General features: G+C 68.9%; 20 protein-coding genes and 1 tRNA gene. 14 read left to right on the top strand and 7 right to left on the bottom strand.

Annotated elements, in window-relative coordinates; all coding sequences use genetic code 11:
* Positions 1-126 (top strand): MspA family porin (locus tag M8859_RS18320; protein WP_201295359.1); only part of this gene is annotated, 126 nt, incomplete at its 5' end.
* Positions 127-239: 113 nt separating this feature from the next.
* Here M8859_RS18320 and M8859_RS18325 read toward each other — a convergent pair.
* From M8859_RS18325 to M8859_RS18335, 3 genes are all read right to left on the bottom strand, one after another.
* Entirely contained in the window at positions 240-905 is a 666-nt protein-coding gene (locus tag M8859_RS18325) for an SAF domain-containing protein (protein ID WP_195070936.1), read from the bottom strand.
* Between the two features lie 88 nt (positions 906-993).
* Positions 994-1,284 carry an FmdB family zinc ribbon protein gene (locus M8859_RS18330; protein ID WP_195070937.1) on the bottom strand — a complete coding sequence of 97 codons (291 nt, stop codon included), beginning with the start codon at positions 1,282-1,284 and terminating at the stop codon, positions 994-996.
* 69 nt (positions 1,285-1,353) lie between these two features.
* Positions 1,354-1,962, bottom strand: a complete 609-nt coding sequence (locus M8859_RS18335; RefSeq protein WP_159929288.1) for a 5-formyltetrahydrofolate cyclo-ligase — start codon at positions 1,960-1,962, stop codon at positions 1,354-1,356.
* A 68-nt stretch (positions 1,963-2,030) separates the two neighbouring features.
* On the opposite strand from M8859_RS18335, the gene M8859_RS18340 reads away from it, so the two are divergent.
* The 5 genes from M8859_RS18340 to M8859_RS18360 all read left to right on the top strand — a co-directional run bounded on the left by M8859_RS18340 (position 2,031) and on the right by M8859_RS18360 (position 6,631).
* On the top strand, positions 2,031-2,987 hold the full coding sequence (locus M8859_RS18340; protein WP_159929316.1) for a UTP--glucose-1-phosphate uridylyltransferase: 957 nt from the start codon (positions 2,031-2,033) through the stop codon (positions 2,985-2,987).
* A gap of 167 nt (positions 2,988-3,154) precedes the next feature.
* Positions 3,155-4,411, top strand: coding sequence for a molybdotransferase-like divisome protein Glp (glp, locus tag M8859_RS18345; RefSeq protein WP_159929286.1), 1,257 nt, complete (start codon positions 3,155-3,157; stop codon positions 4,409-4,411).
* Between the two features lie 12 nt (positions 4,412-4,423).
* Positions 4,424-5,074 carry a GNAT family N-acetyltransferase gene (locus tag M8859_RS18350; RefSeq protein ID WP_159929284.1) on the top strand — a complete coding sequence of 217 codons (651 nt, stop codon included), beginning with the start codon at positions 4,424-4,426 and terminating at the stop codon, positions 5,072-5,074.
* A gap of 260 nt (positions 5,075-5,334) precedes the next feature.
* Positions 5,335-6,468: a divisome protein SepX/GlpR gene (gene sepX, locus M8859_RS18355; RefSeq protein WP_195139775.1), complete on the top strand. Its 1,134-nt coding sequence runs from the start codon at positions 5,335-5,337 to the stop codon at positions 6,466-6,468.
* Between the two features lie 90 nt (positions 6,469-6,558).
* Positions 6,559-6,631 (top strand) — tRNA-Ala (locus tag M8859_RS18360).
* Between the two features lie 167 nt (positions 6,632-6,798).
* On the opposite strand, the gene M8859_RS18365 is transcribed toward M8859_RS18360, so the two are convergent.
* Together M8859_RS18365 and M8859_RS18370 are read right to left on the bottom strand one after the other, a co-directional pair.
* Positions 6,799-7,332: a hypothetical protein gene (locus M8859_RS18365; RefSeq protein WP_159929280.1), complete on the bottom strand. Its 534-nt coding sequence runs from the start codon at positions 7,330-7,332 to the stop codon at positions 6,799-6,801.
* A 297-nt stretch (positions 7,333-7,629) separates the two neighbouring features.
* A complete protein-coding gene (locus M8859_RS18370; protein ID WP_159929278.1) occupies positions 7,630-8,082 on the bottom strand; it encodes a hypothetical protein in 453 nt (150 codons plus the stop codon).
* Positions 8,083-8,238: 156 nt separating this feature from the next.
* On the opposite strand from M8859_RS18370, the gene M8859_RS18375 reads away from it, so the two are divergent.
* On the top strand, positions 8,239-8,865 hold the full coding sequence (locus M8859_RS18375; protein WP_159929276.1) for a TetR/AcrR family transcriptional regulator: 627 nt from the start codon (positions 8,239-8,241) through the stop codon (positions 8,863-8,865).
* On the opposite strand, the gene M8859_RS18380 is transcribed toward M8859_RS18375, so the two are convergent.
* A complete protein-coding gene (locus M8859_RS18380; protein WP_159929274.1) occupies positions 8,849-9,514 on the bottom strand; it encodes a TetR/AcrR family transcriptional regulator in 666 nt (221 codons plus the stop codon). The two genes, M8859_RS18375 and M8859_RS18380, sit on opposite strands and share 17 nt — an antisense overlap.
* A gap of 101 nt (positions 9,515-9,615) precedes the next feature.
* On the opposite strand from M8859_RS18380, the gene M8859_RS18385 reads away from it, so the two are divergent.
* The 3 genes from M8859_RS18385 to M8859_RS18395 all read left to right on the top strand — a co-directional run bounded on the left by M8859_RS18385 (position 9,616) and on the right by M8859_RS18395 (position 11,587).
* Positions 9,616-11,085: a cytochrome P450 gene (locus M8859_RS18385; RefSeq protein ID WP_223520660.1), complete on the top strand. Its 1,470-nt coding sequence runs from the start codon at positions 9,616-9,618 to the stop codon at positions 11,083-11,085.
* Positions 11,082-11,267 (top strand): ferredoxin, encoded by a 186-nt coding sequence (locus tag M8859_RS18390; protein ID WP_159929272.1) that lies wholly within the window; start codon positions 11,082-11,084, stop codon positions 11,265-11,267. Before M8859_RS18385 ends, M8859_RS18390 begins: the two co-directional genes overlap by 4 nt.
* A gap of 86 nt (positions 11,268-11,353) precedes the next feature.
* Entirely contained in the window at positions 11,354-11,587 is a 234-nt protein-coding gene (locus M8859_RS18395; protein WP_043697915.1) for a metallothionein, read from the top strand.
* Between the two features lie 31 nt (positions 11,588-11,618).
* Here M8859_RS18395 and M8859_RS18400 read toward each other — a convergent pair whose 3' ends face one another.
* Positions 11,619-12,470, bottom strand: coding sequence for a uracil-DNA glycosylase (locus tag M8859_RS18400; protein ID WP_159929270.1), 852 nt, complete (start codon positions 12,468-12,470; stop codon positions 11,619-11,621).
* Between the two features lie 270 nt (positions 12,471-12,740).
* Here M8859_RS18400 and M8859_RS18405 point away from each other — a divergent pair, with 270 nt between their 5' ends.
* From M8859_RS18405 to M8859_RS18420, 4 genes are all read left to right on the top strand, one after another.
* Positions 12,741-13,184 (top strand): GyrI-like domain-containing protein, encoded by a 444-nt coding sequence (locus M8859_RS18405; protein WP_159929268.1) that lies wholly within the window; start codon positions 12,741-12,743, stop codon positions 13,182-13,184.
* Positions 13,181-13,615, top strand: coding sequence for an effector binding domain-containing protein (locus M8859_RS18410; protein ID WP_159929266.1), 435 nt, complete (start codon positions 13,181-13,183; stop codon positions 13,613-13,615). The genes M8859_RS18405 and M8859_RS18410 overlap by 4 nt, the downstream gene beginning before the upstream one ends.
* A gap of 256 nt (positions 13,616-13,871) precedes the next feature.
* Complete coding sequence (locus M8859_RS18415; RefSeq protein WP_195070939.1) at positions 13,872-14,645, top strand: hypothetical protein; 774 nt, start codon at positions 13,872-13,874, stop codon at positions 14,643-14,645.
* Positions 14,635-16,770 carry an Rv1355c family protein gene (locus M8859_RS18420; RefSeq protein ID WP_249644601.1) on the top strand — a complete coding sequence of 712 codons (2,136 nt, stop codon included), beginning with the start codon at positions 14,635-14,637 and terminating at the stop codon, positions 16,768-16,770. Before M8859_RS18415 ends, M8859_RS18420 begins: the two co-directional genes overlap by 11 nt.
* The last annotated feature ends 6 nt before the right edge of the window (positions 16,771-16,776 follow it).

A 16,776-nucleotide genomic window follows, 5' to 3' on the forward strand; every position in this document is an offset into this window, starting at 1 on the left:
GAGACCATCGGTCTCAATGGCTGTGGTGGTTATGCCCAGGCGCGTGCTTTCGTGAGCGTCGAGGTCGAAACCGACAATGTCATCACCTGGGTGACGCTGTGGGGAGCACCCTTCAGCCTCGGCTGAGCGCCGGATATCCACTCGCACAACGGAACGGGCCTGTCGCCGTGGACGGGCCCGTTTCCGCGTGGATGCCGCACGAGCCGCCGCCGAAGATTTCGCGAAACATGGTCGGCGGATCAGTGGAAGACGACGGTGAGCGCGGTGCGCAGCGACGCCCCCGCCACGGCGGTGGCGTGCTCGGCGTCCATCGCGACCAAGACCACGCGGTCCGTGGTTCCCCGTCCCGCACCCGCGCCGGAGACCAGGATGACGGCGGCATCGGTGGCGAGGGTGCGGGCAGGGCGGGTACCGGGCCCGTTCGCCTCTTCCGCGCCGATGACGTCGACGCGATCGCCCGCGCGCAGGATGTCGGCGACCGCCGTGTCGGCGAGGCGGATGGGCACGATGCGCGCTTCGCGCCCGCCGGTCGCCGCCGCGGCCAAGCGCGGACCGACGACCCGCAAGTCGGTGAACACCTCGCCCTGCCGCATGGCGCCGGTCAGCGTCGCGCCGACGAGCGCGGCGGGATCGGCGACGGCCCCCGCGGGCAACGTGCCCGCCTCGCGGGGTGCGGAGCGCAGGTCGCTCGCCTCGAGGAGTCGGCCCGGGGCCAAATCACGGCCCGCGACCACGACCGTCGTGGTCTCGGCGTCCGGGTCGCCACGCAGGAAGAGGAACGCCGCGAGCGCGGCGAGAGCGGCGGCGAGCAGCCGTCTGGCCAGCACGGCGTCGGCCCAGGGCGGTCGCTGCCACCCGGAAGGATTCCAGCCGCCGCGGCCGAGGTCGGCGAGTGCACGAGTCATGGCCGGATCCTATGGCCGGACTTACCCTCGCCCGGCCGGGATCGCGGTGCCCTGTGGATAGTTGACCGGCTGTGGAAAACCGATCGAATCAGCTGGCCACGGCCGTGCTGGTGGACGCGGTGGACCCGCTCGACGACCCGGAGTCCGAAGACGAACTCGAACTGCTATCGGACTTGGCGGGCTCGGTCGCGGTGGAGGAGCCACCGCGGCTGTCGGTGCGGTAGAAGCCGCTGCCCTTGAAGACGATGCCGACCGAGTTGAACAGCTTGCGCAGCTTTCCGGAGCACTCCGAGCACACGCTCAGCGCCTCGTCGGTAAAGGACTGAACGATGTCGAAGCGGTTGTCACACTGGGTGCACGCATACGAGTAAGTAGGCACAGGATCCTCCGCGGTGTTCGTCGATCTAGCACTCTACAGCCGACAGTGCCAACACCGCCAATCGCTGCTTCATTCCCCAGCGTAATGGTCGCCCAGCCGGCGCAGCCCGCCCCGTGGCGTGAGCGCCCAGCCCATCCGCAGGTCGTGCGGTTCCTCGGGGAGCCGGTCGAGGAGTTCGTCGTCCCGGACTACGGCGACCAGCCTGGCGTCCGGCCGTGCGGCGGGCAGCGTGCGGTCGTAATAGCCCGCGCCGCGGCCGAGTCGCACGCCGCGCAGGTCCACCGCCAGCGCGGGGACCAGAATCAGCTCCGCCCTGGTCACGGCGTCCGGAGGCAGCACGGCGCCGATGGGTTCCAGCAACCCGTAGCGGGCGCGGCGCAGCGCATCCGCGCCGGTGTACTCGGCCCAGCTCAGCGGCCCCGGCGGGCCGGTGACCGGCAGCAGCACGCGCGCGCCGCCGGCCAGCAGCGCGTCCAGCATCGCCGTCGATCCCGGTTCGCCCGCGATCGGCACATACGCGCAGACCCACCCGCGCGCTCCCACCGCGCCGACCGTCGTGGCCAGGGCGAACGCTTCGTTTTCCCGCTCCGTGGCGCTCATCACAGCCCGTTGGGCGAGGAGTTCGATGCGCCATGCATGTTTATCGCGCTCGCCGGGCATCTTCACAGTGATCACCATAGGCTCACCCCGGAACCGGGTCGGCGCGACGCCGATCCGGCGGCGTGATGGATGGATAGGGTATGCGTATGACAGCAAAGGCCGGACAGCCCGGTGACGCCGCGGTGGTGTCGTGCTTCCGTACGGCCGTGGTGCCCGCGGCCGGGCTCGGAACACGGTTTCTGCCCGCGACCAAGACGGTGCCCAAGGAACTTCTCCCGGTGGTGGACACCCCCGGCATCGAGCTGGTCGCCGCCGAGGCGGCCGGATCCGGCGCCGAACGGCTGGTGATCGTCACGTCCCCCGGCAAGGACGGCGTGGTCGCCCATTTCGTCGAGGACCTCGTGCTGGAGAGCACGCTGGCCGAGCGCGGCAAGTTCAAGCTGCTCGAGAAGGTGCGCAAGGCGCCGGGACTGCTCGACGTCACCTCGGTGGTGCAGGAGGAGCCGCTCGGGCTCGGGCACGCCGTGGCCCAGGCCGAACAGGCCCTCGACGACGACGAGGACGCCATCGCGGTCCTGCTGCCCGACGACCTCGTGCTGCCTCGCGGCGTGCTCGACGTGATGAGCCGGGTGCGCCGTAAGCGCGGCGGCACGGTGCTGTGCGCCATCGACGTGCCCAAGGACGAGGTCAGCGCGTACGGCGTGTTCGACGTGGCGCCGGTGCCGGACGCGGTCAATCCGAACGTCCTGCGTGTCAAGGGGATGGTGGAGAAACCCGCCCTCGCCGACGCGCCGTCGACCTTCGCTGCCGCGGGCCGATACCTGCTGGACCGCGCGATCTTCGACGCGTTGCGCCGCATCGAGCCCGGCGCGGGTGGCGAACTGCAACTCACCGACGCCATCGCCCTGCTGATCGCCGAGGGACACCCGGTTCATGTCGTGGTGCACCGTGGGTCGCGCCACGATTTGGGCAACCCGGGCGGTTATCTTCGTGCTGCGGTCGATTTCGCACTGGAACGAGAGGAATACGGCCCCGCCCTGCGGGAGTGGCTGCAGTACCGCCTCGGTCCGGACTGGGATCCGCAGCTGACGACCGACGACTGACGGACCCGGCCGGGGGTTTCGCCGAGCGTGAAGCGTCGGGTACGAATGATGGTTCACCGCGGTGCGCGCGAATGCGCTTGCGCCGCGGCTGGATCGCGCGCGCCCGCGCAGCGAAGTCGGTTGAAGTGCGGATCGGTTGAAGTGCGGAGAGGATCAGGAAGGGCTGGATGCGCTCGGTTGAGGATCAGCAGATCAAGGTGACCGCCGCGGCGGTCGCGCCCCGGCCGGTCCGGGTCGCGATTTCCGAGGCACAGGGCCTGCTGTGCGCCGAGGACGTCGTCACCGAGCGGCCGTTGCCCGGCTTCGACCAGGCCGCCATCGATGGCTACGCCGTGCGCAGCGTCGATGTCGCCTCGGCCGGTGCGGACATCCGCGACGAAGACGGCGAACTCGTCGACCTCACCCTCCCGGTGGTCGGCGAGGTGGTCGCCGGTTCCCGTCAGCCGATCCGCTTGCAGCCGCGCCAGACCGTCCGGGTGGATACCGGCGCACCGATGCCGACCCTCGCCGACGCGGTCCTCCCGTTGGATTTCACCGACGGGGGGCGGGCCAGGATAAAGGTGTACGAGCCGGTGCGCTCCGGCGATTACGTCCGGCGCGTCGGTGACGACGTCCAGCCGGGCGACGTCGCGGTACGTGCGGGAACCATCATCGGCGCCGCGCAAGTCGGTCTGCTCGCCGCGGTCGGTCACGACAAGGTGCTGGTGCACCCGCGCCCGCGACTATCGGTGATCTCGGTGGGCGAAGAGCTGATCGATATCGACCGCACGCCCGGCCCCGGCCAGGTGTACGACGTGAACTCCTACGCGCTGGCCGCGGCCGCACGCGATGCCGGCGCGGATGTGAACCGCGTCGGCATCGTCGGTTCCGATCCGCGCCGGTTGCGCGACGTGGTCGAGGGGCAACTGGTGCGCGCCGAGGTGGTCGTCATCGCGGGCGCGGTCGGCGGCTGGGCCTCCGAGCAGATCCGGGAGGCGCTCGAAGGGCTCGGTGAACTCGAGATCACCCGTGTGGCCATGCATCCGGGCTCGGTGCAGGGCTTCGGCCGCCTCGGCCGCGACGAGGTACCGACCTTCCTGCTGCCGTCCAATCCGGTGGGCGCGCTGGTGGTGTTCGAGGTGATGGTGCGCCCCTTGATCCGAATCGCGTTGGGGCGCAGGCATCCCATGCGCCGGATCATCAGCGCGCGGACCATCACGCCGATCAGTTCCATGGCAGGACGCAAGGGATACCTGCGCGCTCAGCTCATGCGGGACGAGGCGACCGGTGAATACCTGGTGCAACCGCTCGGCGGCGCGAACTCGTCCTCACACCTGCTCGCCACGCTCGCCGAGGCGAACAGCCTGATCGTGATCGACCCGGACGACACCGAGATCCGTACCGGTGACGAGGTCCAAGTCGCCTTCCTGGCGCAGCGTGGCTGAGACGTGGAAGCCATGAACGTCTTCCGGGCCACACAGCACCCGGGGTGGCCCGCGCGGTTGGGCCCGGTCCGCGTGGCCGCGGGACAGGTGACCTTGCGTCCGGTGCGGCTGCGTGACGCGGCGGCTTGGAGCCGGATCCGACTGCGGGACAGGGCGCATCTCGAGCCATGGGAGCCGACCGGTCGCGGGTCGTGGGAGGCGCGCAACCACGCCTCCAACTGGCCCTCGCTGTGGTCGAGCCTGAAGGCGGAGGCAAGGCGCGGGGCGATGATCCCCTTGGTCATCGAAGTCGACGGCGTGTTCAGCGGGCAGTTGACCGTCGGCAATATCGTGCGCGGCGCACTGCGCTCGGCCTGGATCGGCTACTGGGTGGCCAAGGATCTCAGCGGGCAAGGCGTCGCGACGGCCGCGCTGGCGCTCGGCTTGGATCACTGCTTCGGGCCGGTCGGCCTGCATCGGGTGGAGGCGACCGTGCGACCGGAGAATCTGGCCAGCCAGGCGGTGCTGCGCAATGTCGGTTTCCGGGAAGAGGGCCTGTTGCGGCGCTACCTCGACGTGGACGGCGACTGGCGGGATCACCTGCTGGTCGGCATGACCGTCGAGGAAGTGGTCGGAACGGTTCTGGACCGGCTGGTGCGAGAGGGGCGCGTCACCCTGCTGTAGAACCGGCCACCGGCCGCGGTGGCATGGTGGAAGTGTGACAGGTGTGGCGGATGTGCACGGCGCGCCTGCCGGAACTTGGTGCTACCCGGAATTAGCCTACGGACGTCGATGGTGCGTCTTGCGTCATCGGCAGGGAGCCTGCGAGGGGACCGGCGTCCGCGCCGCTGCGTCGGACGGGGGCCGGCCGAGCGCGGGGCGTCTGACGCACCGTTGGCGGGCCGAGCCGGACAAAACCCAGGCGGGACGGAGGTGCTGACGCGATGCCGAATTCGATCCTGTGGATCGGACTCGTCGTGCTCTGGGTCTTCGTCCTTTTCCCGATCCTCGCCGACCGCCACCCGAGAATCCGCCGGACCACCGACGCCGCGCTGGCGACCCGGGTCCTGCACCGCGGCGGAGGCAAACGACGTCTCAGGAAAGGCCCGGCCGCCGGGCACGAAACCGATCCGAACTGGCGGCCCCGCCGCGAACCGAGAAAGTACGCCCACAGCGATGATGCGGAGGACCGGATGACGACACCGGCCGACGAGCCCGTCACCGAGACCGACGAGGAGAACACGCCCGCGGCCGACGACGCCGCGGCGTCGGACATCGCTGCCGCGGCGTCGGACATCGCTGCCGCGGCATCCGGCATCGCTGCCGCCGAAACGGACGACACCGAGGTCGAGGACCTCGCGACCGCCGCACCGGACGAAGACGAGTCGGAAGACGACGACGAAGCCGCCGAAGTCGCTGCGAAGATCGACGCGGAAACCGATGATGACGGCGTGCGCGCACACCACCCCGAGCCGGTCGCGGCCAGAATCCCACCCGCGCGCTCCACCGTGCCCGCCCGCGTGGACTTCGACTACGAGGACTACGACGACGAGGACTACGACGACTACGACGGCTCGGGGGAACCGGAGTTCGTCCCCTCCCGCCGTGGCCGCGGCGGCTTCGACCCCGAGGCCGACGCCATCGCCCGCGCGGCCCGCTACACCTTCCGGCAGCGTGCCGTGCTCGGCCTGCTGCTGACTGCGGTCCTGTCCGGCGCGCTCGCGCTCGTGTTCACCCCCTTGCTGTGGTGGGTCTGCGGGCTCGCCGCCACCGTGCTGGTGACCTACCTGGCCTACCTGCGCAAGCAGGTGCGGATGGAGGAGGAGATCCGCCGCAGGCGCGCGGCGCGCCTCAACCGTGGCCAGGCGGACGAAGGCGATCCACGCGCGCGCCGAGCCCGCTCCCCGCACGGCGCCATGGACCGCGACACCGCCCGCACCCTCCGCCGCCGCTCCACACTGATCGAACTCGACGACGAAGACCCCATGTTCGCCCACCTCGATCCCTTCGACCCCGCCACCGCCCGCGCCCTGCGCACCCGCACCAGCGGCGACGTCCGCCGCGCCGCCGGCGCGTGATTCCGACCATTCGACCAGGTCAGGGCACCGATTCGGAGTCTGGCGGCCCGGCCTGATACAGTGTCACAGCGCGGTTCCCCGGAACCGCACGGGGCTATAGCGCAGTTGGTAGCGCGTCTCGTTCGCATCGAGAAGGTCAGGGGTTCGATTCCCCTTAGCTCCACTCCGTTCGTCGCAGGCCCACGCTCCTGGAGAGTGTGGGCCTTCTGCATTTCGCCTGGGTGTCTGCGGGCCACCCGGTGTTCGCGCAGGTGGGGGTTCGTAGCGGATGCCGTGTGTGCGTCGAGGCCGAGGATCCAGCTCTGGCAGCGGCTTCGAGCGTGACGTTGCTCAGGCGATGGCGGTGCGCAGGGCGAACCAGCCGGTGGTGGGGTCGGCGAAGCCGTGGTACATGAGGCGGGCGCGTTGGTCTACTTCGAAGAGGCGGTAGATCGCGAGCATGGCTCGGGCGGTCGCCTCCTGTTGGAAGTCGTCGATGCGGCGGTAGCCGATGGGGTGTTCGGGGAGTAGCGCCAGGCGTGTCAGTTCGGCGGGGTCGCTGACGTCCAAGCCCATCGGTGCGGCGTCGGTGATGTGGTGGTCGTACAGGATGTCGTGCACCTGGTGGGGGTTGGGGCGGGCGGATCGGAACTCCTGGAGTTCGGTGCGCAGGGGTGCGGAGGAAGCCGACTCGCTCTGCACCAGGTCGATCACGTCGGCGTCGGGGATCGGTGTGCCGGTGTCGTCGGAAAGCGGGGCCTGTTCGAGTAGGTGCAGCATGGTGCCGCCGGGGATCAAGGGCTCCGGGGCGAGGAACAGGGTGACCGTCGGGCAGACACAACCCTGGCCGAGTAGACAGACGCGCATATGGAACGGGTCGGGCATGCGGCCCTCCTCCATGGAAACCGGGCCGGAGATACCGAGCCCGTGCCGGATCGGGACTTCGAATTGTGCCGATCGTGGAGGTGCCGTAGCGCTTCGACGGTCGACCGTGCCGCGATTACCCAGTCTAGGACCCGGCCACTGCCCGCGCATCGCTATCGGCGGCCGCCCTCCGGGTCCGCCGAGCGTTTCGCAGGTCCCTTTCGTCCGGCCCGGGTGCGCCGTGCTGTGTGAAGCACCAGGGATCGGATCAGCTTCGCTCCGAAGCTGCTTTCTCGACTCCTGCCAGGGTCGCGAAGCTCAGCGGATCCGGATTTCGACGGTCGGCGCGGACACGTGGAGGTAGTCGGTGGTGACGTCGACCCGCACGCGGCCGGGGCCGGTGGGTAAGGCGGCGAAGATGGTTGCGGGTGTCTGGTTCCACGCGGTGTTGTCGGTGACCGGGACGGCGACGGTGCCCGCGGCCCCGCTGTCGAGGTTGCGCCAGTGGGCGAACGCCGTGAAGGAGCACGGCATGCCCATGGGGGTGTAGCTGACGAAGCTGATGCCGAAACGGGCGACGCCGGGGGTTCCGGTCGGTGAGGACACGCCTGCTCGGCCTTGGCCGTAGCAGGTGTCGCCGAAGGTGTGTATTACTCCGATGCTCACGAACGCGGGGTCATCCGCGGTGGCAGGGCCCGCGGATGCCGCGAACGCTCCTGTGCACAGCGCCGCGACCAGGGCGCTTCGTCCGGTCAGCTGCCTGCCTCGCACTGGGGATCACGCTCCTTCTCTCGAAATGAGCACGCTCGGACGGCCATTGTGCCTGTCCGGAACCGTTCTCCACCCGATTTCCGCCGAAGCCACGGATCGTGGGCGGCGGTGTTCGAAGGACACGCGCCCGGAGGGGCGAATGCATAGCATCGGGATGTGGAGCGAGGATCGTTGCTGAAGGCGCGGGCGGGCGGAAAACTGCACGGCGGCAACCACGGCATCGCGCCGGAAGAGGTGGTGGCCGCCCAGCGCGCCCGCATGCTCGTTGCGATGATCGAAGTCGCCGCGGACAAGGGTTACGCGGCGGCGACGGTGGCGGACGTCCTGAAACGAGCCGGGGTTTCGCGAATGACCTTCTATCAGCATTTCGCGAACAAGGAGGCGTGCTTCCTCGCCGCCTACGACATGGCCGTGGAGATCGTGATGACCCGGATCGGGGACGCGCTCGCGGCCGACGGCACCTCGCTCGAGCGGATGGATCGCGCCCTCGACGCGTACTTGTCCACTCTGGCGCAGGAGCCGCAGGTGGCGAAGGTGTTCCTGGTGGAGGTGTATGCGGCGGGACGGCCGGTGCTCCAGCGGCGGCTGGCGGCTCAGGCCGCTTTGGTGGACGGATTCGCGGCGGCGTTCGGCACGACCCGGCCGCATCAGCGGCTGATGGGCGAGGCGGTGATCGGCGCGGTGGTCTCCTTGGCCACCAACCGAGTCGTCGCGGGCGATTTCTCGGCGCTACCGGGACTGCGCGAGCCGCTGATGTCCGCGCTGATCAAGAACCTGGTGTGAGGCCCGACAGCCGTCCGGCGACCGCGGGCAGCCGATCGATCATCGCGACGGTGAAATCGGCGAGCAGGGCGATCAGTCCGTCACGGTCGACGTCGAGCCCGCCGTCCAGCCAGACCAGGACCAGTTCGGCCGCGCCGCCGGTGATCAGCTGGGATGTGGCGGCGATCGCGGTGTCCTGCCCTTCGGGCAGCTCGAGTACCAGGCGGGTCTGCTCGATGATGACGTCGGCCACCTGCCGCATGCCCGCGAAACGGCTGCGCATCAGCGCCTCGTCGCCGTAGGTCTGGGCGAACGCCACTCTCGCCCGCCGCGGATCGTCGGTGAGTTCGACGATGAGGGCGGCGACCCCGGCGCGGATCCGGTCGCCCGGGGTGCCCGTGGTCTCGGCGATCGCGGCCTTGGCCCGGTCGAGCGCCGCCTGCTGGATCTCGGCCAGCACGCCGGAGGCGAGCGCGTCGAGGTCGGGGAAGGCTTCGTAGAAGAAGCGCGGGCCGACCTTGGCCTGTTCACACACTCCACGCACGGTCAATGCCGACAGGCCTTGGGTGCCCATGATGTCCAGGGCGGCGTCGAGCAGCCTCCTGCGCCGGTCCTCCCGGCGCTCGGCCGTGGAGGTTCCGCGGTAGGTGCCGCTGACGGTACGGGTCACCACGCCAGCTTGACACAGTCAAAATTGGGAAACAAACGTTTACGGAAACGTGTGTTTCCTATATCGTCGGATCATCGCAGTGTCGCGAAGGGAAGACGGTCATGAGTCTGCTTGTGCCCCAGTCGATGGACGAGGTCAACGACACGGTCCGCCAGGCGCGGGCCACTTGGGCGTGGCGCGCGCAGCGTGGTGCCGCGCGGTTGGTCGCGCGGTATCCGGTGCGGGTGCGTCCGCTGGCCGATCCGCCGCCGGGCAGCGGACTGAAACCGGTGCTCGGCGACTTCGGGCTCCCCGGCATCGGCTACACCCTGCACGCGCTGGCCGATCCGATCCAGTTCGCGCGCGCGAGATTCGATCGCCTCGGCCCGGTGCAGTGGTTCGGCATGCTCGGTCGGCGGATGGTCACGATCGGCAGCCCGGAGGGCTACGAGGCGGTGATGCTGGACCGGAACAAGGTGCTGTCGGCGCAGCGGGCCTGGGAGTGGCTGATCGGCCCGTTCTTCCACGGCGGACTGTTGCTGCGCGACTTCGACGACCACCTCTACCATCGGCGCATCATGCAGCAGGCGTTCACGCGTCCGCGATTGATCGGCTACCTGGACATGACAACGCCGCGGATCACCCGCGGCATGGCGCGGTGGGAGCCCGCCGACGACTTCCGCGTCTACCGCGCGATCAAGAAACTGCTGCTCCAGCAGGCCACCGAAGTCTTCGCGGGCGCCGAACTCAGCGAGGACGCCGCACGGTTGGAGCGTGCCTTCGAGGACGCGGTGCGCGGTGGCGCCGCGCTGATCCGGGCGAACGTGCCCGGCGGGGTGTGGGCCCGCGGCGTGCGCGGGCGCCGGGTGCTCGAGAAGCACTTCCGCCGTGAGTTGCCCGCCAAGCGCGCGGGCGGCGGCAACGACCTGTTCAGCGTGCTCTGCCGGGCGAGCACCGCCGAAGGCGAGACCTTCACCGACAGCGAGGTGGTCGAGCACATGATCTTCGTGATGATGGCCGCCCACGACACCAGCACCATCGCCGCGTCCATGCTCGTCTACGAGCTCGGCAGGCATCCCGAATGGCAGGAGCGGCTGCGCGCCGAATCGCTCGCGCTGGGCAAGCCCACGCTGGACTACGACGATCTCGACCGCCTGCCCTCGCTCGACCTCGCGTTCAAGGAGGCGCTGCGGGTCTACTCGCCGGTGGCCCAGCAGGTCCGCCAGACCATCGCCGACACCGACATCCTCGGCTACTACTTGCCGAAGGGGACGTTCATCCTCTGCGGCACGTACGGCCTCATGCGCACCGAGCAGTACTGGCACGACGCCGACACCTTCGACCCGGAGCGTTTCGCCGACCACCGCCGTGAGGACAAATCGCACCGCTTCGCGTGGGCGCCCTTCGGCGGCGGCGCGCACAAGTGCATCGGCCTCTACTTCGGCGGCATGACGGTCAAAGCCGTTGTGCACCAGATGCTGTTGCGGTATCGCTGGAGCGTGCCGGACGGCTACCGGATGCCGCTGGTCGCCGGGACGGGTCCGGTGCCTGCCGATGGACTGCCCATCCGGCTGGAGCGGATCGACCGATGAGAATCGTCGCCGACCGCATCGTGTGCGCGGGGCACGGCATGTGTGAAGCACTGGCGCCCGACCTGTTCCGGGTCGGTGACGACGGAATCGTCGCGCCGCCGGAGACCGTCGAGCCGTCGGAGCGGGAACTTCTGGAGCTGGTCGTCGACAGTTGCCCGGTCGGTGCGCTGCGCCTGGCCTGAGGCCCCCGGGTCCGTTTTGCGTCCTCAGGCGTGGGTACCGCGAACTGCGACGCTCTTCCCATCGACGCGAGAGGACCGTGAACCTCATGGCCACCTGCGACACCTGCGGAAACGAGTACGACAAGACGTTCACCATCACCCGGGACGGCGAGTCCGCCACGTTCGACAGCTTCGAATGCGCGATCAACGCCATGGCTCCGACGTGCACGCACTGTTCCTGCCGCATCCTCGGCCATGGCGTCGAGGCGCGCGGCGACTACTTCTGCTGCGCGCACTGCGCCCACGAAGCGGGTCATCCCGCACTCGTCGACCACGTCTGACTCGCTGGATCGGCGCCGGTTGCGAGACCGATCACCCGCGCGGTGCGTGACTTCGCCGCACGTCGAGCCCGGCGGCCACCGCCGCTTCGGCGAGTACCTGCTCGAGCATGGCCGGTGTGAGGCGGCCGGTGAAGGTGTTCTGCTGACTCACGTGGTAGCAGCCGAACAGGTGCAGCGGGCTACGGTCGGCGTCGGTCGCGGCCAGTTCCACGTGCGCGCCGTGGCCGAACTTCGGTCGCGGGCGCGGGACGACCCATCCGGCGCGCGCCAGCACCGGGAGCAGGGCTTGCCAACCGAACGCGCCGAGCACCACCACCGAGCGCGCGGTGGGGGTCAGCAGGCCCAGTTCGGTCTCCAGCCAGTGGCTGCAACGATCGCGTTCCTCCGGCGTCGGTTTGTTGTCCGGCGGCGCGCAGTGCACGGGGGCGGTGATCCGCACGCCGTCGAGTCGCAGGCCGTCGTCGACACCGACCGCGGTCGGCTGGTTGGCCAGACCGACCGCGTGCAGCGCCGCGTAGAGCACGTCGCCGCTGCGGTCGCCGGTGAACATACGGCCGGTCCGGTTGCCGCCATGCGCGGCGGGCGCGAGTCCGACGATCAGCATCCGCGCGTCCCCCGGACCGAATCCGGGGACCGGGCGGCCCCAATAGGTCTGGTCGCGGAAGGCGGCCCGCTTCTGTTTCGCGACGAGTTCGCGCCAGGCGACCAAGCGTGGGCAGGCGAAGCAGTCGGCGACCGCCGCGTCGAGTTCTGCGATGGTCCGGCACACGTCAGTGCGGGGTGCTCGGGTCGGCGTCGTCACGCCCCATATGGCGCTCGCACCGGTGCCACGGCCCGGCTGCCGCGGCGGTACGGCGATGTCGGTCGAAGATCGGGGTCTCATTCATCAGCGCTCCGTTCGGCGGTGCCACGGGATCGGCGAACCGGACGATCATGCCCACTATGCATCAGCCGTGCGGGCCGATGCCGCCCCGTGACGATCCGCCTCGCGCGTGCCGGACCGCTTCGGACATCTGTCCAGTTCAGCGATGTGATCGGGCGTCCTTCGGGCCGGACATGTGATCGGTACCACCGGGTCCGGGTTGGTAGCATGGCGATTCCGACCGACCGGATGCGGTGGTTCACCTCCGGCTTCCATCGAAAGAGTCTTTTCATGCAGTTTGAAATCGTCGAGCGGGACGAGACGTGGGTTGCCGGGCTGCCGGTGCGCAGCCCCAAACGCGCGCTCGGGGAACTGCGTGACCGCGATCTGGAGGCCGCCTGGGCTGCGGTGTTGCACCAGGAACTCGGCGGGCCGCTGGCCAGCGCCTACACCGATTACACCGGGGAGCTGGGCACCTACAACACGCAGATCGTCGGCTACCAGTGCTCCTCCTTCGACGACGTCACCCGCGGTCACTTGGTCGCCCGGTTGCCGCGCGGCGCCTACGCCCGGTTCTCCTCGGTCGGTAACTTCCCGCAGGTGATGACCGACCTGTGGACGCAGATCGCCTACGCCGAGGAGCACAACCAGATCAAGCGCACCTATACCGGCGATTTCGAGTGTTATCCGCACGCCTACAAGATCGATCTGTACTTGGCGGTAGACGCGCGATGAGCTATGCGATCGTGGTGCGTGCCGAGGCGATCTACGGCGGGCTGGTGGTTCCGCGCGTGCGCCCGAGCTTCAAGGTCAGCAACAGCGACCTGATCGACTTCCTCAAGGACCGGCTGCGTGACCGGGCGGGCGAGGATCGTCCGATGTACACGGTGTACGTGCCGGACCCGGCCGGGAACTACAACGCGGTGGTCTGCTTCGAGTACCCCTCCCCGGACGTCGTGCCGGTGGGCGATGTCCTGGTGCGGGTGCCGAAAGGCGTTTATGCCCGCTTCGCGCCCAACGGCGACTATCACGATCCGGTGGAGGACGTCTGGGCCCAGGTCGATGACGCGACGGCGTCCGCCGAGATCACTCGCGCCTATCGGGAAGAAATCGAGATCTGGCACGGGCCGGAGTCGGTCGAGTTGTTCATTTCGATCCTCGTTTAGCTTGCTGAATAGTAACTATCTCCGAACCAACTGGTCTCCACGTTATTTTCGATACTGATTGCTTACCGGTTGACCTGGGGAAATAGTCGGTGTACCGGAGAGTTTTCGGAAGATTAGCCGGACGGCTGGTCAATTCCTGCCCGATGACGGATACTGCCCTGGGCAACTTCATCTCGGCTCAGGCCGTGGGGGCTGCATCGGGCTGGATCGGGCTGGACTATCGCGCAGGGCGGCGCGGCGATGGAGTAGGAACAACATGACTGTGGATCTGATTGCAGTCGTGCCGAGGAACTCCCGTGGGCGGGGAGTGCGGCGGTATTACGACGCGCAATCCGAGTGTGCGTTCTTTGTCTCCGAACCGGGTGTGTCACCGGAGCTCTGGCACCGGTATCTCGGCGGGGCACTGGATGTTTACCGGCGCTTCGGCGTCGAACACGCACTCGAATACGACACGGTCGCCGACGGCGAATCGACGTCGCTGTTCTTCGCCGCGCTCGACGCCGACGGCGACATGGTCGCCGGGGTGCGGATGCAGGGGCCCTACACCGACGCGGAGCAGGCGCACGCGCTGGTCGAGTGGGCCGGTCATCCGGGCGCCGAGGAGGTGCGCCGGATGATCGCCGATCGGATACCGCACGGGGTGGTCGAAGCCAAGGGGGCGTGGGTCGCGCGCGACGCGGCCAAGCGAGCCGAGTTGGGCGCCGCGATCTCGCGCACCGTGCTGCACGGCGCGCGCCTGCTCGGCGCGCGCTACGGCTTCGCGACGGTGGCATCGTTCACCGTGGCCCGTCATTCGGCCTGCGGGGCGGTGCCCGCCGAGCACATCCCTTCGGTGCCGTATCCGGACGAGCGCTACCAGACCGTTCCGCTGTGGTGGGACACCCGCGGTTACGCCGTGTTCGCCGAGGAAGCGCAGCGGTCGCTGACGCACGCCGAACAGGACGCGCTCGGCCTGCCTGCCGCACGTCCGCTCGACACGCGGTGCGCGATCGGCTGTGGGACGGAGGGCCGGCGCGGATATGGGCGATGACCCCAACCGAGTAGCGGACCACCGGCCGCTGATCCTCGACTCCACCGATCCGGAAGATGCCCGGATACTCGCCGGGTTGCGCGCGGACCCGCACATCGAATTCCTCGATCTACGTGCGTCGTTGCACGTGGAGTACGAAAGAATGGTCGCCGCGCCGGATATCGCGGAAGGCCCGGAGGCGGATCGCTGGATCTACTATCCGTGGCGCGCGACGGTGGTCGGATTGCCGGGGCCGCGTACTTTCCGGATGATTCGGCTGGACCGCAATCGGAACAAACTGACCAGAGCCGAGCAGGATCGCTTGGCCGGACAAACGATCGGGATCATCGGACAAAGCGCGGGGCACGCTATCGCGCATCTGCTCGCACTCGAGGGCGTTTGCGGTGAATTACGCTTGGCCGACTTGGACGAAATCGAGTTGTCCAATTTGAACCGGGTTGCGGGAACGCTGTTCGACGTCGGCGTCAACAAAGCGGTGGTAACCGCGCGCCGTATTGCCGAGTTGGATCCCTATCTGCCGGTACAGGTCTTCGAATCCGGCGTCGACGAGAATTCGGTGGACGAGTTCTTGGCGGGGCTCGCGATCGTGGTCGAGGAATGTGATTCGCTCGATATGAAACTGGTGGTTCGCGAGGCGGCGGCCCGGCACCGCGTTCCCGTCCTGATGGAGACCAGCGATCGGGGTTTGCTGGATGTCGAGCGTTTCGATCTGGAACCTCAGCGCCCGGCGTTTCACGGATTACTCGGCGACGTCCGCGCACAGGACTTGCGCGGGCTGACTTCGAGGGAGAAGGCCCCGTTCGTGGTGAAGCTGCTCGGCGCTGCCGGATTGTCACCGCGGCTGGGCGCGAGCCTGGTCGAGGTCGGCGAGACGGTGACCAGCTGGCCGCAGCTGGCCGAGGACGTCACGCTCGGCGCCGCGAGCGTGGTCGCCGCCGTCCGGCGCATCGGACTGGGGTGGAAGCTGGATTCCGGTCGCGTGCGGGTCGACGTGGAACAGCATCTCGACGAGTTGGCCGATCCGCCGCCGAACGACGAGCCGGTGTGGGCCGAAGCGACGCCGGAGGCCGTTGCGGGGCCCGTCGGCAGTGTCCTGGCCTGCGCGCAGCGGGCGCCGTCCGGCGGAAACATGCAGCCCTGGTCGCTGCGAGCCGCAGCGAGCGACATCTTCATCGAGCTGGCGCCGGAGCACAGCACCGCGATGGATATCGGCTATCGCGGCAGCGCCGTCGCGCTCGGCGCGGCCGTGTACAACGCGCGGGTCGCCGCGGCCGCGCACGGGATTCTCGGCCCGCACGAGTTCATCGAGGGTGCGCCGGGGTCCGGCCTGCTCGTCGCGCGCCTGCGGCTGGGAAATGACCGGAGCGCCGAAATGGCCACCGACTATCCCGCCGTATTGCGGCGCGAGACCAACCGCAGGGTCGGCACCGGGGCCAGACTGGCCGACGGGGTACTCGATGCCCTCGCCGAAACCGCCGAATCGGCCGGCGCGCATGTGCGTGCGGTAGTGGACCGGCGGGGCATCGAAGAAGCTGCGCATTTGCTGAGCGATTCCGATCGAATCCGCTATCTCACGCCCCGGTTATACGAGGAAATGCTCGCCGAAGTTCGTTGGCCGGACGACGACCCGGAGACCGGGATCGATGCCCGCAGCCTGGAACTGACCGACGACGAGTGGGCGGCATTCGAGATCACCACCCGCGCCGACGTCATGGCGCAGTTGCGATCCTGGTCGGGTGGTTCGGCGCTGGGGAAATACACCGGTGACCGGGTGCGGTCCAGCTCGGCCATTCTGGCGGTGACGTTCGAGGCGACCGACCCGCGATTGACCGACTACGCGGAGGGGGGCGCGGCGGTCGCGCGGGTTTGGGTGCAGGCCGAGCGCCTCGGATTGTGTGTGCAACCGATTTCGCCGGTATACCTCTACGCCCGACGCCCGGCGGAACTTGCTGCGATTTCCCCCGACTTCACGGATACACTAGCGTCACTTCAGGGCCGTTTCCTGGACCTGCTGGAAGTGCCTGAGCATGAGACCATGGCGTTGGTGCTTCGCCTGAGCTACGCCTCCGCCGCCACCGTACGCAGCAGGCGGCGTCCGGTGCTCGGTGTGGACACCAGTAGTTAGCGCGAT

This window comes from Nocardia sputi (assembly GCF_023501985.1).

Excerpts from the sequence above, each read along its gene's own strand:
- M8859_RS18325 (WP_195070936.1), bottom strand. The coding sequence starts at position 905 with ATGACTCGTGCACTCGCCGACCTCGGCCGCGGCGGCTGGAATCCTTCC.
- M8859_RS18335 (WP_159929288.1), bottom strand. The coding sequence starts at position 1,962 with ATGGTGATCACTGTGAAGATGCCCGGCGAGCGCGATAAACATGCATGG.
- M8859_RS18340 (WP_159929316.1), top strand. The coding sequence starts at position 2,031 with ATGACAGCAAAGGCCGGACAGCCCGGTGACGCCGCGGTGGTGTCGTGC.
- glp (WP_159929286.1), top strand. The coding sequence starts at position 3,155 with ATGCGCTCGGTTGAGGATCAGCAGATCAAGGTGACCGCCGCGGCGGTC.
- M8859_RS18350 (WP_159929284.1), top strand. The coding sequence starts at position 4,424 with ATGAACGTCTTCCGGGCCACACAGCACCCGGGGTGGCCCGCGCGGTTG.
- sepX (WP_195139775.1), top strand. The coding sequence starts at position 5,335 with ATGCCGAATTCGATCCTGTGGATCGGACTCGTCGTGCTCTGGGTCTTC.
- M8859_RS18365 (WP_159929280.1), bottom strand. The coding sequence starts at position 7,332 with ATGCCCGACCCGTTCCATATGCGCGTCTGTCTACTCGGCCAGGGTTGT.
- M8859_RS18385 (WP_223520660.1), top strand. The coding sequence starts at position 9,616 with ATGAGTCTGCTTGTGCCCCAGTCGATGGACGAGGTCAACGACACGGTC.
- M8859_RS18390 (WP_159929272.1), top strand. The coding sequence starts at position 11,082 with ATGAGAATCGTCGCCGACCGCATCGTGTGCGCGGGGCACGGCATGTGT.
- M8859_RS18395 (WP_043697915.1), top strand. The coding sequence starts at position 11,354 with ATGGCCACCTGCGACACCTGCGGAAACGAGTACGACAAGACGTTCACC.
- M8859_RS18400 (WP_159929270.1), bottom strand. The coding sequence starts at position 12,470 with ATGAGACCCCGATCTTCGACCGACATCGCCGTACCGCCGCGGCAGCCG.
- M8859_RS18405 (WP_159929268.1), top strand. The coding sequence starts at position 12,741 with ATGCAGTTTGAAATCGTCGAGCGGGACGAGACGTGGGTTGCCGGGCTG.
- M8859_RS18410 (WP_159929266.1), top strand. The coding sequence starts at position 13,181 with ATGAGCTATGCGATCGTGGTGCGTGCCGAGGCGATCTACGGCGGGCTG.
- M8859_RS18415 (WP_195070939.1), top strand. The coding sequence starts at position 13,872 with ATGACTGTGGATCTGATTGCAGTCGTGCCGAGGAACTCCCGTGGGCGG.
- M8859_RS18420 (WP_249644601.1), top strand. The coding sequence starts at position 14,635 with ATGGGCGATGACCCCAACCGAGTAGCGGACCACCGGCCGCTGATCCTC.